This is a genomic window from Streptomyces sp. NPDC048290, assembly GCF_040652095.1.
GTDB lineage: Bacteria > Actinomycetota > Actinomycetes > Streptomycetales > Streptomycetaceae > Streptomyces.
This window is the reverse complement of the sequence record NZ_JBEZLM010000027.1, coordinates 64,167-80,705: the sequence shown is the minus strand read 5'-3', so window position 1 is coordinate 80,705 and position 16,539 is coordinate 64,167. Positions and strand designations below refer to the sequence as shown.

Here is a 16,539-nt window from a genome sequence, read left to right as displayed (position 1 = left end):
GTCAAGCCCCGCCCCTCGGCGGTTACCTCGTGGGCGTCCCCTCTGACAACATCACCCGGATCGACGGGAAACGTCGGCTGTCAGGGGGAGACACGGGGTGGGGTTCACGGGGGCCGTCAGGTTCGTACTGCTGCGCGGGCGCGCGCACCGGCCGCTGCTCGCCGCCGCGCTGCTCACCGTCGTCCTGACCACCGCAGTCCTGGCCACTCTCGCCGCCTACTCGGGGGCCATCGGCGACGCCGCCCTGCGGCACTCCCTGCGCGAGGACCGCAACGCCGCCGACTCCGCGCTGATCGTCAAGGCCGCCGTGCCCGCCGGACAGCGCGCCGCCGCCGACCGCTCCGTACGGGACGCCGCGGACCGCACCTTCGACGGGCTGCCCGTCACCGTCCGGACCTTCCAGCGGTCCGGGCCCTACGCGCTGCCCGCGGCGCTGCGGCCCGCCGACGCCGCCGGGGGCGACGAGCCCGACCTCACCCACTTCGCCGCGATCGACGCCGGACAGGTGCGGATCACCTCCGGGCGGGCTCCCCGGGCCACGGACGGCGGGGTCGTGGAGGCCGCCGTACCGGAGGCCGTCGCCGAACGGCTCGCGGTGCGCGCCGGTGACCGCTTCCGGCTCACCGACCGGTTCGGCGAGGCCGACGTCCAGGTCCTGATCACCGGCGTCTACCGGCCCCTCTCCCCCACCGCGCCCTACTGGCGCCTCGACGACCTCCAGGGCCGCGGCGTCCAGCAGGGCGGCTTCACCACATACGGGCCCCTGCTCGCCGACCCCGCGACGGTCACCGGCGGAGCCGTCAGCGGTGGTCAGTCCGGCTGGCTGGCGTCCGCCGACTTCTCCGGCCTGACCGCCGGGGGGATCGACGCGCTGCGGGAGAGCGCGCTGAACGGGCCCGAGGCGCTGCGCGGCAAGCCCGAGCTGAGCGGCGCCACCACCGCCACCACCGGACTGCCCGCCGTCCTCGACCGCACCGAACGCTCCCTGCTGGTCTCCCGCTCCACCCTGCTGATCGTCGCGCTCCAGCTGGTGCTGCTCGCCGGGTGCGCGCTGCTGCTGGTGTCCCGGCTGCTGAGCGCCGAACGCACCGACGAGACCCGGCTGCTGCGGGCCCGCGGCGGCTCCCGCGCCCGGATCGCGCTGTACGCGGCGCTGGAGTCGCTGGTGCTGGCCGTGCCCGCGCTGCTGTGCGCGCCGCTGCTCGCCGGGCCGCTGACCCGGCTGCTGGCCGGACAGGGCGCGCTCGACCGGATCGGGCTGCGGCTCGAGGTGCCCGGCGCCGGGACCCTCGCGGTGTGGCTGGTCGCGGCGGGCGCCGCGCTCGGCTGCGCGCTCGCGGTGACCCTGCCCGCACTCACCTCCGCGGGCCTGCGCACCGTCCGCGCCCGCGCCCTGCCCGGCGCCGTACGGGCGGGCGCCGACGTCGGACTCCTCGCGGTGGCCGGGGTCGCGTACTGGCAGTTGTCGGGGCAGGACTCCGGGGTCGTCGCCGACTCCCGCTCCGGTGCCCTCGGCATCGATCCGCTGCTGGTCGCCGCGCCCGCCCTGGCGCTGCTCGCCGGGACCGTGCTCACCCTGCGGCTGCTGCCGCCGGTGGCGCGGCTCGCCGAACGCCGGGCCACCGGCGGGCGCGGTATCGCGGCGGCGCTCGCGGGCTGGCAGCTCAGCCGCCGTCCGATGCGCGGCGCCGGTCCCGTGCTGCTGCTGGTGCTGGCCATCGCGCTCGGTATGCTCGCCATCGGCCAGGGCGCCTCATGGGAGCGCTCACAGGACGACCAGGCCGACTTCCAGGCGGGCACCCCCGTACGGGTCGTCGGCGCGGGCGCCACCGCACCGGGCCGCTCCGTCACCTACGACCGGGTCCCCGGCGTCGACTCGGTCGCCACCGCCACCCGCGCCGAGCAGTCCCTGTCCGGCAACCGGACCGCGACCGTCCTCGCCCTGGACACCGCCGAGGCCGACGACCATCTGCTGCTGCGGTCCGATCTCGCCCCCGGCTCCCCCCTCGATTCGCTCGCCCCGAAGCACCACCCCGCCGGTGCCCCGATCCCCGACGGCAGCACCTCGCTGCGGATCACCGCCTCCCTCGCCGGCGCCGCCCCCGGCACCACCGCCGAGGTCCTCGTCACCGTCCTCGACATGGGCGGCGTCCCCTACGACATCCCGGCCGGGACCCTGCGCGCCGACGGGCGCCCGCACGTCCTGACCGCCGACCTCACCGGAACCTCCGGCACGCTCACCCTGACGACGGTCGAGACGGCCGTCGCCCCGCCCATCGGGGCGCCCGAGCGGCACCGGCTCGCCGTGCACGAGCTGACCGCCGACGGCGCCGCCGGGCGGTCGTGGCCGGTGCCGCTGCCCGCCCGGTGGGAGGCCCGCACCGAGGGCGGCAACTCCTCCGCCGACCCCTCCGACGAGACCCTGCCGACCAAGCCCGAGCTGGTCTCCCAGACACCGCCGACCGCCGCGTACGGCACCGGGTACCGGATCGACGAGTTCCACGCCGCCGGGCTCGTCACCGTACGGCTCCAGGTCGCGCAGCCGGCGCCGCCGCAGCTCACCGCGGTCGCCACCGACCGCTATCTCGACTCCACCGGCGCCCGCACCGGGCAGCGCGTCGACATCACCCTCGGCGGCACCACCCTCCCCGTGAAGATCGTGCGCTCGGTGACCGCGCTGCCGACCACGCCCGAGAGCAGCGACGGCGGTGCCCTGCTGGTGGATCTGCGGGCCGTCAACCAGCAGCTCCACGTCCACCACGGGACCGCTCTGACGCCGACCGAGTGGTGGCTCGGCACCGCCGAACCGGCCGCCGTCGCCGACGCCCTGCGGGACCTGCCCGCCCTCGACCCCTCCCAGGTCGTGGTCCGCGACGAGATCGCCGCCGCCCTGCGCGACGACCCGTTCGGCGCCGGTCCCGAAGCGGCGTTCACCGCGGCGGCGGGGGTCGCGGCGGCGCTGGCCGCGGTCGGGTTCGCGGTGAGCGCGGCGGGGTCCCTGCGGGAGCGGGACGCCGAGTTCGCGGTGTTGCGGGCGCTGGGCGCGCCACGCCGCCGGCTGGCCCGCACCATCGCCGCCGAACAAGGTGTCCTGGTGGGGCTCGCGCTGCTGGTGGGCACGGTCCTCGGGGTCGTCCTGACCCGGACCGTGCTGCCGCTCGTCGTGCTCACCGCGCGGGCCACCCGGCCCGTGCCGGACGTCCTGGTCGTGCTCCCGCCGGGGCGGGTCGCCGTCCTGCTCGCCGCGGTCGCCGCGGCTCCGGTGGTGGTGACGGCCGTACTGGCGCTGCGGCGGACCGATCCGGTGGCGGCGCTGCGGGAACAGGGGGGTGAGTGAGATGCCGGTCGAGGACGGGGCGGGGGCAGGGGCAGGGTCGGGGTCAGGGTCAGGGGTCGAGTCGGGGGCGGGGTCAGAGGCGTCGGGGTCGGGAGCGGGCTCCGGGCGGTCGGGGGCGGGCCCCAGGCAGTCGGGAGCGGGCCCCGGGCAGTCGGGAGCGGACTCCGAGCAATCGGCAGCGGACTCCGGGCAATCGGCAGCAGGCCCCCGGCGGTCGGCAGCATGGTCGGGCAAGGTGAGGGAGGGGCGCGTGGAGCAGGAGTTCTCGGGGGGCGCGGGCGCGCCCGTCGCCGCGCCCTGGACCCGGACCCGGCTGCGGGCCGCCCCCGCCGCCGCCTGGGCGCTGGGGCTGCTGGTGCTGGTGGTCGCGGGACTCGCGGCGGCCTTCCCCCGCGCCCTCGACCGCTACCTGGACGACGGGCTGCGCGACGCCGTCGCCGCGGCCGGGGCCGACCGGACCACCGTCCAGGTGTACGCCCCGGAGCCGGAGGCCGGACTGCCCGACGAGGAGCGGGAGTCCGCCCTGCGGCCCGGGACGCTTCAGCGGCAGTACGCGCGGGTCGCCGGGGCGGCCGAGCGGCCCTTCGTCCCCGACCGGCGCGAGTCGGCGTACGGGGTGCGGACCACCGTGCCGCAGGTGGTGCCCGAGCCGTGGATCCCGCGGCCGAGCGGACTGCCCGCCCGGGTCGTCCTGGTCGCGCAGAGCGGGCTCGCCGACCACACCGCCCTGGCCGCCGGACGGCTGCCCCGGGCGACCGCCGCCCCGGTGACCGCCGCCACCCCCGAGGTGGAGGCCGCCGTCAGCGCCGAGACCGCCGAGGCGATGAACATCCGGCCCGGCGCGGTCATCCATGTGCCCGGCGCCGGACGCGGGCCCCTGGTCGTCAAGGTCACCGGGATCTTCACCCCCCGTGCCCCCGACGGCCCCTACTGGGCGACCGTGCCGTTGCTGCGCACCCCGGCCCAGATCAGTGTCCCCGACGACCCGAACGGCAGCACCTACTGGCTGGGCGCGCTGCACCTCGCCCCCGAGGCCGCCCCCGCCATGCTCGGCACCGACGGCGCCCCGTCCCGCTACTGGCATCTCGCGCCGGACACCGCCGTGCTGCACGCCCATGAGACGCCCCGGCTGCGGACCGCCGTCGCCGCCCTGGAGTCCGGCCCCGGGCTGCGCACCGCCCGCTCCGCCACCGACCCCCGCACCCAGGCGGTCACCGAACTCGACCATGTCCTCGACGGCTACGACCGGCTGCGGACCGGCGTCGGCCCGCTCACCGCCGTCGCCGCCGTCGGCACCGGCACGGTCGCCGCCGTCGTGCTGGCCATGGCGGGCGGTCTCGCCGCCGACCGGCGGCGCACCGAACTCGCCCTGCTGCGGGCCCGCGGCGCCTCCCTGCGCTCCCTCGCCGGCCGGCTGCTGGCCGAGACCGCCGTGGTCGCCGTCCCCGCCGGGGCGCTCGGGCTGGGCGCCGCGCTGCTGCTCGTCCCGGCGGGCCGTACCACGCCCGCGCTGCTCGCCGCCGTCACCGCCACCGCCGTCGCCGCGCTCGCCCTGCCGCTGCGGGCCGTCGCCGCGCACCGCCGGGTCCGCGTCCACGACTCCCGTACGGACATCACCGCGCTGCGGCCGTCCCGGCGCCGTACCGTCGTGGAGCTGACCCTCGTCGTGCTCGCGGCCGGTGCGGTCGTCACGCTGCGCCGCCGGGGCAGCGGGGGCGACGAACTCGCCGCGGCGGCGCCCGTGCTGGTCGCGGTGATCGCCGCGCTCGTGCTGATCCGGCTGTATCCGCTGCCGCTGCGGATGCTGGCCCGTCCCGCCGCCCGGCTGCGCGGACTGCTCGGCCCGCTGTCGCTGGCCCGCGCGGGACGCGGCACCGGTTCCGCCGTACTGCCGCTGCTCGCCCTGTCCGTCGCGCTGACCACGGCCGCGTTCGGCGGCTCGGTGGTGGCCGGGGTGCAGGACGCCCGGGACCGGGCCGCGCTGTACGCCATCGGCGCCGACGCCCGGGTCGAGGCGACCGTGCCGCTGCCGGACGGGCTGCCCGAACGGGTCGCCGAGGCGCCCGGCGTCCGGGCCACCACCGTGGTCGGCGTCGACTACCAGGCCCGCCCCTACACCGGCAGCCAGCCCGTGCCGTTCGCCGCCGTGGACCTCGCCTCGTACACCGCGCTCGCCGACCGCACCGGGCTCGGCGCCTTCGGGGCGGACGAACTGCGCCGCCCGACCGCCGAGCGCGCCTCGCTGCCCGCGCTGGCCTCGCCGGTCGTCGCCGAGATGTACGGGACCCGGCCGTTCCCGGTGCGGCTCGGCGACGGCAGTGTCGTCGACGTCCGGATCGTGCTGGTCCGGGACAGCACCCCGGCCGTCTCCGGCACCGAGTTCCTCGTCGTGGACCGCGCCGGGCTGAGCAGCACGGCCGCCCGGCCGACGGCGGTGCTGGTGAGCGGTGCCGGGGTCGACGGCGACGCGCTGCGGGCCGCCGCGGCGGGCGGTCCCGCCCATGTCCAGGTGCGGTCCGAGGAACGCGAGCGGTTCGTGGACTCCCCGCTCCAGTCCGGTGTGGAACGTCTGTACGGCGCCGCCGTGCTGGCCGGGGCGGGGCTCGCCGTACTGGCCCTGCTGCTGTCGCTGCTGCGGGCCGCCCCTGAACGCACCGCGCTGCTCGCCCGGCTGCGCACCATGGGGCTGACCCGCGCGGAGGGGCGCCGGCTGCTCATCCTGGAGTCGCTGCCGCAGGCCGGGCTGGCCGCGCTGGGCGGCGCGCTCACCGGCTGGGGGACGGTGCAGGTCCTCGCCCCCGGTCTGGACCTCACCTCCCTCGCACTGCCCGCGAACCACCCGGTCACCGTCCCGCCCCGGCTGGTGACCGACCCCGTGTCCCTGGCCGTACCGGCGCTCGGCGTGCTGCTGCTGACGGTGACCGTGGCCGCGCTCCAGGCGTGGTGGACGGCACGGCGGGGGGCCGTACGGGAGCTGCGGGCGGGGGACGCGCGATGAGCCCGACGGTCCGTTGCCGCCCCGCTTCCCGCCCTCTGCCCCCCGCTGTCCGCCCGGCCCGTCTCCTTCGAGGAGCCCCATGACGACCGAACCCACCCTCACGGATCTCGCGGCACGCGTCACCGCCGCCCGGGACGCCCCCGCCTACGGCCATGACGCGCTGATCACCTGTGACCGGCTGGTACGGATCTTCACCACGGACGGGGTGGAGGTGCAGGCCCTCCAGGGACTCGATCTGCTGGTCCGCAAGGGCGAGCTGATGGCCCTGGTCGGCGCCTCGGGCAGCGGCAAGTCCACGCTGATGAACATCCTCGCCGGTCTGGACACCCCCACGGCCGGTGCGGCGCATGTCGCCGGACGGGATCTGCTCGCCATGACGGCCAAGGACCGGCTCGCCTACCGGCGGGACGTCGTCGGCTTCGTCTGGCAGCAGACCTCGCGCAATCTGCTCCCGTATCTCACCGCCGCCCAGAACGTCACCCTGCCGATGCAGCTCAACGGCGCCCGCACCCGCCGCCGCGACCGGACCGAGCGGGCCCTGCGGCTGCTGGAGCTGCTCCAGGTCGCCGACTGCCGCGACCGGCGTCCGCACCAGATGTCCGGCGGCCAGCAGCAGCGCTGCGCCATCGCCGTCGCCCTCGCCAACGACCCGGACGTGCTGCTCGCCGACGAACCCACCGGCGAACTCGACTCGCACACCGCCGAGCAGATCTTCGGCGCGTTCCGGGACGCCAACGAGCAGCTCGGCACGACGATCGTGATCGTCACCCATGACCAGGCCGTGGCGAGCGAGGTGCGCCGTACCGTCGCCATCCGGGACGGCCGGACCTCCACGGAGGTGCTGCGGCGCAGCGAGATCGACGCGGCGACCGGCCGGGAGACGGTCGTGGCCCGCGAGTACGCGATGCTGGACCGCGCCGGACGTCTCCAGCTCCCCGCGGACTACACGACGGCCCTGGGGATGCGGGACCGGGTGGCCCTGGAACTGGAGCGGGACCATATCGGGGTGTGGCCGGACGACAGTGAGCGGGCCTCCGGCGGGTGACCGGGGCGCCCACCTGGGGTGACGTGACCGGGGTGGGGCTCGGGGTGCGACGGGCCGGGGCCCGGGGTGGGGCGGGGCGGACACCCACTCGCGCCCACCCGGGACGGGGCCGTGTTTCTCGTGACGCCCCGTGGAGGTCAGCGGACGCTGAGGGGCAGGGTGCCTCGGGTTCCCTGGGTGCCGGGGCGGCGGACCGCCACCGAGCCGTACCGCGTGCGCAGGCGGAGCCAGGTGCCGGAGGTGAAGAGGGCGATCTCGGTGGGGGTGCCGGGGCGGAGGAAGCCGAGGGCCTGGGCGGCGTGCACCGCGCGGACCGGGAGGGCGGTGTCGGCGACCGTGCGGGACCAGATCTCCCGGCCGATCCGGTCGAGTTCGGCCCGGACCCGCCGCTCGGGGGCGAGATCCTGGGTGCGGGACTTGAACTCGGCGACGGCGGCCTGGACGAGGGCCGCCAGCGCCTCCGGCCCCGGCAGTCCGGGCTCGGCGTGCCAGCCGCCGCGCGGGGGCAGGACCCCGGCCCAGGGCGGACCGGTCACCGCGCCCGGCACGGTCACCGTCACCGCCGGTTCGTCCACGGACTCCAGCAGTTCGCCCGCGGAGACCGTGACGTCCAGGGTGACGTCGAGACCGTTCTCGTACGGCTTGGCCAGCCGGACCGCGCGGATCGCCAGCACCTCGAAGGAGGGCGGGCGGCCGAAGACGGCGAGCGCGGTGCCCGCCACCTGGACCCGGACGGCGGCGGAGCGGTCGTAGCGGAGCAGCCGGGAGAGGAAGGCCGCGAGATCCGCCGCCTCCCCCTCGTCGGCGAGATGGAGCACCGTCATGCGGCGACGGCCTCCTCCTCGTCGTCCCGGTAGCCCTCCAGGAACTCGCGTTCCTCGGTGGTGATCCGGCGGGGGCGCTGTGCCGCGAAGTCGAACGGCACGATCACCGTGGAGGCGCGGACGTAGAGCGCGTCCCCGTCCTTCACCTCGTAGGTGAGGGTGAAGGACGCGGCGCGGATCTGGGTGACCCACAGCTCGATGGCCACGGGCGCGTGGCGGTGGACGAGCTGGCGTTTGTAGTCGATCTCGTGGCGGGCCACCACCGACCCCTGCTGGAAGTCCTTGTCCGGGCGGAACAGGAAGTCGATACGGGCCTCCTCCAGATAGCGGAGGAAGACCACGTTGTTCACGTGGCCGTACGCGTCCATGTCCGCCCAGCGCAGGGGGCAGTGGTAGATGTGCCGCAAGATCAGCCCCGGGTCAGCTTCTTGTAGGTGGCGCGGTGCGGACGGGCCGCGTCGGCGCCGAGCCGCTCGATCTTGTTCTTCTCGTACGACTCGAAGTTGCCCTCGAACCAGAACCACTTGGACTCGCCCTCGTAGGCGAGGATGTGGGTGGCGACGCGGTCCAGGAACCAGCGGTCGTGGGAGACGACCACGGCGCAGCCGGGGAATTCGAGGAGCGCGTTCTCCAGGCTGGAGAGGGTCTCCACGTCCAGGTCGTTGGTGGGCTCGTCGAGGAGCAGCAGGTTGCCGCCCTGCTTGAGGGTGAGCGCCAGGTTGAGGCGGTTGCGCTCACCGCCGGACAGGACCCCGGCCGCCTTCTGCTGGTCCGGGCCCTTGAAGCCGAACGCCGACACATAGGCGCGGGACGGCATCTCGACCTGGCCGACGTTGATGTAGTCCAGCTCGTCGGAGACCACGGCCCACAGGGACTTCTTGGGGTCGATGTTCTCGCGGCTCTGGTCGACGTAGGAGATCTTGACCGTGTCGCCGACCTTGATGGTGCCGGAGTCGGGCTGCTCGAAGCCCTGGATCATCTTGAACAGCGTGGTCTTGCCCGCGCCGTTGGGGCCGATCACACCGACGATGCCGTTGCGCGGGAGGGTGAAGGACAGGTCGTCGATGAGGACCTTGTCGCCGAACGCCTTGCTGAGGTTCTCCACCTCGACCACGACATTGCCCAGCCGCGGGCCCGGCGGGATCTGGATCTCCTCGAAGTCCAGCTTCCGCATCTTGTCCGCCTCGGCGGCCATCTCCTCGTACCGGGCGAGGCGCGCCTTCGACTTGGCCTGGCGGCCCTTGGCGTTGGAGCGGACCCACTCCAGCTCTTCCTTGAGCCGCTTCTGCCGCTTGGCGTCCTTCTGGCCCTCGACCTTGAGGCGGGACGCCTTGGTCTCCAGGTACTTGGAGTAGTTGCCCTCGTAGCCGTGCAGCCGGCCGCGGTCGACCTCGCAGATCCAGCCCGCCACGTTGTCCAGGAAGTACCGGTCGTGGGTGACGGCGACGATGGTGCCCTTGTACTTGGCCAGGTGCTGCTCCAGCCAGTTCACGGACTCGGCGTCGAGGTGGTTGGTGGGCTCGTCCAGCAGCAGCAGGTCGGGCGCCTCCAGGAGCAGCTTGCACAGCGCGACGCGGCGCCGCTCACCACCGGAGAGGGTGGTGACGGGCCAGTCGCCGGGCGGGCAGCCCAGCGCGTCCATGGCCTGCTCCAGCTGGGCGTCCAGGTCCCACGCCTCGGCGTGGTCCAGCTCCTCCTGGAGCTTGCCCATCTCCTCCATCAGGGCGTCGGTGTACTCGGTCGCCATCTGCTCGGCGATCTCGTTGAACCGGTCCAGCTTGCCCTTGATCTCGGCGACGCCCTCCTGGACGTTCTCCAGGACGGTCTTGTCCTCGGTCAGCGGGGGTTCCTGGAGCAGGATGCCGACGGTGTACCCGGGCGTCAGGAACGCGTCGCCGTTGGAGGGCTGCTCCAGCCCCGCCATGATCTTCAGTACGGTCGACTTGCCGGCGCCGTTCGGGCCGACGACGCCGATCTTGGCACCCGGGAGGAAGCTCTGGGTGACGTCGTCGAGGATCACCTTGTCGCCGTGCGCCTTGCGCGCCTTGCGCATGGTGTAAATGAACTCAGCCAAGAGAAACCGTCCGGCAGCTTGAAATCTGGCAGTGGGCAGATACACCCCATCTTGCCGTACCGCCACCCCTGGGAGGAAACCCGAATGGCGGACGGCCTCTGACCTGGGCACGAGCCCTTCCGCCGGGACCGGATGCCTGTCGTTTCCGGCCGTCATCGGTTGCCGTCGGCCATCCACAGACGGTCCGCAGACGGCCCGGCGGTCGGCAGTCGTCCCCCTCATGCCTTGCGCGGCTCCCCCACGCAGCCGGGGCCTGATGAGGTGCGGAGACCTGTGACAGTTCCTGGCCGATACGCGCCTTGGCAGCGATCGGCCTCCGTGATGGCCTGGCGGCGAAGCGCAGGCAAAGGGGGCAGGGTGCAGCCGCAGCCGCTGTGGGACGACCTGGCACGGAACCAGCCGGGGGACGCCGTGCGGAGGAAGATCCAGGAGCTACAGCCGAACCCGCTGCTGCGGCTGGTCACCCGGTGGATGCCCGGCTCGGAGATCCGCAGTTGGTCGGACGGACTCGTCGGGGAGCGCGCCACCGGGAGGAGGATCAACCGGCTCAGGCGGCGAGGCTGGTATGTGCTGCACGCCGTGCAGTGGTCGACGGGGGCGGACATCGACCACCTCGCCATCGGTCCGGCGGGCGTCTTCGCCATCAACTCGAAGCGGCACCGGGGCAAGACCGTCTGGTACGGCGACACCGCCATCACGGTCAATCGAGCGGCAACCCGCCATATCGCCACCAGCAACTCCGAGGCCCGGCGCATAGCACGAGCCCTGTCCCGGCACTGTGGGGCCGATGTTCCGGTCCGCCCCGTGATCTCGGTGGTGGATGCGGCGAAGCTCACGGTCAAGAACGCGAACCCGCCCGTCCTGGTGCTCGGCGTGGAACAGGTGGCCCGTGTCCTCTCGGGCCTCGCCCCCACTCTTACCGCTCAGCAGGTGGAACGGATCTACCAGGTGGCGCGGAATGCCCGGACCTGGGCGGCATGATCCCGCGTGCGGCACGGGCTGGCTGGCTGCCTGGCCGGGGCGTGACCGGCCCTGACCTGCGGGTTTCGGGGTGTGCGTGGGGTGGGGAGGACGGTCAGTCCTGGGGGGTGGTCTTTTTCTCTCGTTCGCGGAGGATGATCAGGGCCGTGCCGCCGATCACCACCAGGCCGATCGCGATGCCGCCGATCAGGCCGGTGGCGCCGGAGGAACCGGTCGCGGCGAGGTTCAGTTCGTCGGAGGTGCCGCCGGCGGTGGCCGGGCGGGGCTCGCTGAGGATCTGGGTGCTCTCGCCGCCGTCGGCGGTGTGCGTGTGCTGGGCGGTGAGGCAGTCCAGGACCCCGCTGAAGCGCCGCTCCAGACCGCCGGGGCCGGTGATCGTGAAGTCGTAGCCCTGGTCCTCCAGGAGGGGGATCGTCACCGTGCGGGTGGATTGGGCGGGGAGGGTGTGCTCGACGCCGAGGAGTTCGAAGGTGAAGGGTTCCGTGCCCGCGTTGACGCCGGTGAGGTCGACGCCGCCCTCGGCGCAGTTCTCGCGGGCCGACAGGGCCGGGACCGGGCCGTCGGCCGCCCAGGTCGCGGAGGCGGTCGCGGTGACCGTGGACTCGCTGGACCCGGCGAGGATCTGGGTCTGGCTGCGGGTCTCGGAGGCGAAGGCTCTGCCCACCGGGACGGTCGTGGAGGCGTGCACGGTCAGCTCGGCCGTGCCGTCGGGGGCGTCGGCGGGCACGTCGAAGAAGAGCCGGCCGCCGTCGCGGGCGGTGGTGACGGGCTCACCCTTCGCGTCGACGATCCGCACCCCGGAGGTGGCGGCGTCGGCGGGCGGGGTGACCGTGACGCTCTCGGCGTTGGTGCGGACGGTGACCGGGCCCAGCGGGGCGCCGGGGGCGCCGGAGACGGCGGGCGGCTCCAGGGTGAGGGAGGCGGGGGGCTCGGCGGCGGAGCGGGCGTTCTTCTCCAGGTGGTCGGCGAGCCGCTCGGCCTGCGGGTCGAGGGCTTCGACGTCCGCCCCGTCCGAATACCGCCAGATCGCCACCTGGGTACCGGCCGCCGCGTCCTGCTCGGTGAGTCCGCCGCCGATGCCCGCCTCGCGGGCGAGTTCGGCGAGATCGTTGACCTGCGGGTAGGAGTTCTGGAGAATCCAGCGGATCTTCCCGGCGTTCTTGTTGGCGCCGAGCGAGGTGGAACTCCACGGGGTCTCGTGGTACTTGGCGTCCTTCTGCGTGGGGGTGAGCAGATCCACGCAGTACGTCTGGAGCATTCCGCCGCCCTCGACGGACATCTCGAACAGCCCCGCGGAGACGGGCTGGTCGCCGTCCTCACCGTGGATGACCGCCTCGCCGTATGTCTTCAGCGCGCCCACCGTGGCGGTCGCGCCGCCCTGGCCCGCCGCGGGCGCCTCGTCCGCGAGGGCCGGACCGGCGGCGGTGAGCACGCCGGTGGCCAGGAGCCCGCACACCAGCGCGGCGGCGGCCGGACGGACCGGACCCCGGCCCCGCAGGGTGGACACGAGCGGCAGGCGGAACGAAGAAGACACGGAACTCCCTTTCGAGCAGGACCCATTGATGTGGGGGGTGTGGTCCCACCAGCAGCATCAACAGCCCCTGGAGCCTTGCCCGGCATCCTAAGGACGACGGCGGACCGCGCTTCCCCGTGATCTCCAGGGGCAACCGATCCGACTCGGAATCGTTATCGCCGGGACCTCGCCGGGACCTTCTTGAACAGGGCTTATCGACAAATCGCCAGGAGGGGGCGGGATGCGATCCGGATGTATTCGCCGATAAGCCGCTTCTGTTGTCAGGGTGGTGCGGATCGTGGGATTACGTCATGGTGGCGGCCCCCGTGACAGCGGGCTCGGTGGACGGGTCGACCACAGGTTCGGTGGAGGGCTCGGTGGTCGGTGCTTCCGTCGGGTCGAACGGGTTCGGTGGGCCGGACGGTTCAGCGGTGGCGGTGGTGGCCTCCGGCGGAGGTGTCTCCCACTCCGGCTCCGGCCGGGTCCGCTCCGCCGCGACCGCCGGTTCGGGGCGGGCCGCGCGGCGGAACACGGAGGTGCCGCGCGCCAGGTCGTGGCCGATCGCCGTCGCGTCCAGGTCCGCCGAGGTCCAGCTCTGTCCCTCGCGCACATCGCTGCGGACCTTCAGCCTGCCCTGCACGATCACCGGGTCGCCCACCGCCAGCGACGCGGCCACGTTGGTGGCGAGCTGGCGGTTGGCCCACACCGTGAAGAAGTTGGTGTGGCCGTCGGCCCAGGTCTTCTTCTCCCGGTCGAAGTAGCGCGAGGTCACCGCGAGCCGGAACCGGGCCGACGGTCCGGCCGCCAGATCCCGGTAGACCGGCCGGGTCGCCACATTCCCCACCGCGCACACCATCGTCTCGTTCATCGTCCCCATCCCTTCCGGGTCCCTTCCGGGTCCGCCCACGGGTCCGTCCCGTACGGCGGTGTCCGTCTGCGGCGTCCGCCGTCGGGGCGGGCGCCGTGCGATCAGACTGCCGTCGCCGGGGCAACTCCCGCTCGGGGCTGTGGACGTGCGTGGGGCCTGTGGACAACCGCGTCACCCGAACGGGGAGTTCCGCTCGGCGGGTGGGCGCGGGTCAGCCCGCGAGGTCGGTGCAGCCGAGGTGCGGGTCCAGGGCGTGGGCCGTGTGCCAGGCGTGGTCGCGGTGGCCGTGGGCGGCGGCGTACTCGACGACCGCGCGCAGCGTCCGGCATTCGGCGCGCAGCCAGTTCGCCGCCTGCGCGCGGTCGCCGAACCGCAGCGGCGCGCTGCCCGCGACCGGCGGGGGCAGCAGGACGGACGGGCGCCGCGGGCCGAGGAAGGCGGCGGCGTGATGGGTGGTGTGCAGATAGTGGTCCAGCAACCGGAAGGTCGCGGCGGTGCGTTCGCGGGCGCTGTCCTGTTCGGCGGCGCGTTCCAAGGCGTAGGCGCGGACCAGGGTGTGCAGGACGAAGCGGCCGGGGAACGGCTCGTGCAGCAGGCTGGCGCCGGTCAGTTCGGTGAGCCGGGGGCGGACCCGGGGTCCCGGCTGTCCGGTCAACGCGGCGGCGACGGCGAGCCCCAGGTCGGGGCCGGGGTGCTGGGCCAGCAGCCGGAGCAGCGCGGCGGCCTCGGCGGACAGGGTGCGGTAGGACCAGGAGAAGACGGTGTCGGGGTCCGCGCCGGTGTCGTGTCCGGTGAACGCGTCCAGGCTGCCGTGGCCGGCGCGCAGTTCGGCCGCGAGGTGGGCGAGCCGGAAGCCGGGGTGGTGGGCGGCCCGCGCGGCCACGTCGGCCAGCGCCAGCGGCAGCCGGGCGCACAGTTCGACGATGGTGTCGGCCGCGTCGGGTTCGGCGGCGACCCGGTGGCCGCCGAGCCGCCGGGCCAGCATCTCGCGGGACTCCGTCGCGCTCAGCGGGCCCAGGGGGAGCGGACACGCCCCGTGCCGGGCGACCAGGCCGCTCAGCCGGCCCCGTCCGGTGACGAGGACCAGGCAGCCCGCCGCGCCGGGCAGCAGCGGCTGCACCTGGGCGATGTCCCGGGCGTTGTCCAGCACGATCAGCACCCGGCGGTCGGCGAGGACGCTGCGGTAGAGCGCCGCCCGCGCGTCCAGTCCGGCGGGGACGGCGGACGGGGCGACGCCGAGGGCCGCGAGGAACGCCTCCAGCACCTGGCCCGGCTCGCGCGGGCCGCCGCCAGGGCCGTAGCCGCGCAGGTCGACATGGAGGGTTCCGTCGGGGAAGCGGTGGGCGACGCGGTGCGCCCAGTGCAGGGCGAGGGCGGTCTTGCCGACGCCGGGCATCCCGTTGACGACCGCGATGGCCATACCGGGCGGGCGGGTCCCGGGGGCGGCGGGGGGCGGGACCTCGTCGAGGAGCAGGGCGGTGAGATGGCCGAGTTCGGTGCGGCGGCCGGTGAACGTGGGCAGGTCGGCGGGGAGTTGCGAGGGCCGGACACCAGGGGCGCGACGGGGGGCCGGTGCCCGCGCGGGGGCGGCGGTGGGGAGCGGGGGCACCGGCAGGAGGCCCGGGTCGCCGGACAGGATGCGGGTGTGCAGGGCGCGCAGGGAGGGGCCGGGCTCGATGCCGAGTTCGTCGACCAGGTGGCGGCGGGTGCGGGCGTACGCCTCCAGGGCCTCGGCCTGGCGTCCGCAGCGGTACAGGGCGAGCAGCAGCAGTTCGCTGACGGCCTCGCGGACGGGGTGGGCGTCGCGCAGAGCGAGGAGTTCGGCGACGACGGCCGGGTGGCGGCCCAGTTCCAGTTCGAGGCGCAGCCGCAGTTCGAGGGTGCTGAGGCGGCGTTCGGCGAGATCGGCGCGCATGGCCTCGGCGTACGGGCCGGGCACTCCGGCCAGCGCGGGGCTCTCCCAGGCGTCGAGCGCGGAGCGGAGCTGGGCGAGGGCGCATTCGCCGCGGCCCTCGGCCCAGTGGCGCCGGGCATGTGTGACGGCTTTCTCGCAGTCGGCGAGGTCGGTGGAGAGCAGGTCCGTATGGAGGGCGTAGCCGTCGCCGAGGGAGGTCAGGACGGCGGGCGGCTGCCCGGCCCGGCGGACGGGTTCCAGGAGTTTGCGCAGCCGGGAGACATAGGTCCGCAGGACGGAGACGGCACCTTGGGGCGGTTCGTCGCCCCAGACGCCTTCGACCAGGTCGGACACGCCCACGGCGCGCCCCCGGTTCAGCAGCAGCATCGCGAGCACGGCCCGCTGCTGGGGGGAGCCGAGGGCCAGCTCCGCGGTGCCGCGGCGGCCTCGCAGGGGCCCGAGCAGGGAGAACCGGAGCGGTGCGGGGGGTGCGGGAGGTGCGGGAGGCTCGGCGGGATCGCTGCCGCTCTCCCCGGCTCGTTCCGCGCCGCCTTCCGCGCCCCGTTCCGCGCCTCGTTCCGCGCCGCCTTCCGCGCCCCGTTCCGGGCCTCGTTCCGCGCCGCCTTCTGCGCCTCGTTCCGGGCCTCGTTCCGCGCCGCTCTCTGCGCCCCGTTCCGCGTCTCGTCCCTCCATTCCCTCCACTTCCTCCACGTCCTCCACTTCCTCCACGACCCGGGACAGTAGCGGGCGGCCGTTCGAGCGTCAGTTCCACGAACCATTTCCCGCCAGCGGTCAGGAATGGACGGGCAGGGCGATTCGCGAGTGCGATGTGAAGTGCCTCATGCGCGGGTGAGAGGGGAATGATGGTCGTCGCCATCGCGAACCGGGCGGTTGCCGGACCGGCCGGACCGGCCTGGACCACTCAAGGGGACGACCGGCACGGAAGGGACGGATCGACCGGCGGCCCGTGGGTCGCGGCGTCCATATCGGGCCGAAAAGCGGAGG

10 protein-coding genes are annotated in these 16,539 nt (G+C 74.6%); 4 read left to right on the top strand and 6 right to left on the bottom strand.

Annotated elements, in window-relative coordinates:
- Positions 1-97 precede the first annotated feature (97 nt).
- From AB0D49_RS34430 to AB0D49_RS34420, 3 genes are all read left to right on the top strand, one after another.
- Positions 98-3,337 carry an FtsX-like permease family protein gene (locus AB0D49_RS34430; RefSeq protein WP_362765525.1) on the top strand — a complete coding sequence of 1,080 codons (3,240 nt, stop codon included), beginning with the start codon at positions 98-100 and terminating at the stop codon, positions 3,335-3,337.
- A 250-nt stretch (positions 3,338-3,587) separates the two neighbouring features.
- Complete coding sequence (locus AB0D49_RS34425; RefSeq protein WP_362765522.1) at positions 3,588-6,335, top strand: FtsX-like permease family protein; 2,748 nt, start codon at positions 3,588-3,590, stop codon at positions 6,333-6,335.
- 79 nt (positions 6,336-6,414) lie between these two features.
- Complete coding sequence (locus AB0D49_RS34420) at positions 6,415-7,380, top strand: ABC transporter ATP-binding protein (protein WP_362765519.1); 966 nt, start codon at positions 6,415-6,417, stop codon at positions 7,378-7,380.
- Positions 7,381-7,517: 137 nt separating this feature from the next.
- Here the strand turns inward: AB0D49_RS34420 and AB0D49_RS34415 are convergent, their stop codons facing one another.
- From AB0D49_RS34415 to ettA, 3 genes are read right to left on the bottom strand one after another with little or no spacing between them, the layout of a single operon-like run.
- Positions 7,518-8,204, bottom strand: a complete 687-nt coding sequence (locus tag AB0D49_RS34415; protein WP_362765516.1) for a hypothetical protein — start codon at positions 8,202-8,204, stop codon at positions 7,518-7,520.
- A complete protein-coding gene (locus AB0D49_RS34410) occupies positions 8,201-8,611 on the bottom strand; it encodes a thioesterase family protein (RefSeq protein ID WP_362765513.1) in 411 nt (136 codons plus the stop codon). Before AB0D49_RS34410 ends, AB0D49_RS34415 begins: the two co-directional genes overlap by 4 nt.
- Before the next feature lie 2 nt (positions 8,612-8,613).
- Entirely contained in the window at positions 8,614-10,278 is a 1,665-nt protein-coding gene (gene ettA / locus AB0D49_RS34405) for an energy-dependent translational throttle protein EttA (RefSeq protein ID WP_362765510.1), read from the bottom strand.
- A gap of 357 nt (positions 10,279-10,635) precedes the next feature.
- On the opposite strand from ettA, the gene AB0D49_RS34400 reads away from it, so the two are divergent.
- Positions 10,636-11,259, top strand: a complete 624-nt coding sequence (locus AB0D49_RS34400) for a nuclease-related domain-containing protein (protein WP_362765507.1) — start codon at positions 10,636-10,638, stop codon at positions 11,257-11,259.
- A gap of 94 nt (positions 11,260-11,353) precedes the next feature.
- On the opposite strand, the gene AB0D49_RS34395 is transcribed toward AB0D49_RS34400, so the two are convergent.
- The 3 genes from AB0D49_RS34395 to AB0D49_RS34385 form a co-directional block, all read right to left on the bottom strand.
- Positions 11,354-12,793, bottom strand: coding sequence for a TQXA domain-containing protein (locus AB0D49_RS34395; protein ID WP_362765504.1), 1,440 nt, complete (start codon positions 12,791-12,793; stop codon positions 11,354-11,356).
- 283 nt (positions 12,794-13,076) lie between these two features.
- Complete coding sequence (locus tag AB0D49_RS34390) at positions 13,077-13,640, bottom strand: single-stranded DNA-binding protein (protein WP_362765501.1); 564 nt, start codon at positions 13,638-13,640, stop codon at positions 13,077-13,079.
- A gap of 211 nt (positions 13,641-13,851) precedes the next feature.
- Complete coding sequence (locus AB0D49_RS34385; RefSeq protein ID WP_362765498.1) at positions 13,852-16,263, bottom strand: BTAD domain-containing putative transcriptional regulator; 2,412 nt, start codon at positions 16,261-16,263, stop codon at positions 13,852-13,854.
- Positions 16,264-16,539: the final 276 nt, after the last annotated feature.

Coding starts and splice junctions, on each gene's coding strand:
- AB0D49_RS34420 (WP_362765519.1), top strand. CDS start 6,415: ATGACGACCGAACCCACCCTCACGGATCTCGCGGCACGCGTCACCGCC.
- AB0D49_RS34415 (WP_362765516.1), bottom strand. CDS start 8,204: ATGACGGTGCTCCATCTCGCCGACGAGGGGGAGGCGGCGGATCTCGCG.
- AB0D49_RS34390 (WP_362765501.1), bottom strand. CDS start 13,640: ATGAACGAGACGATGGTGTGCGCGGTGGGGAATGTGGCGACCCGGCCG.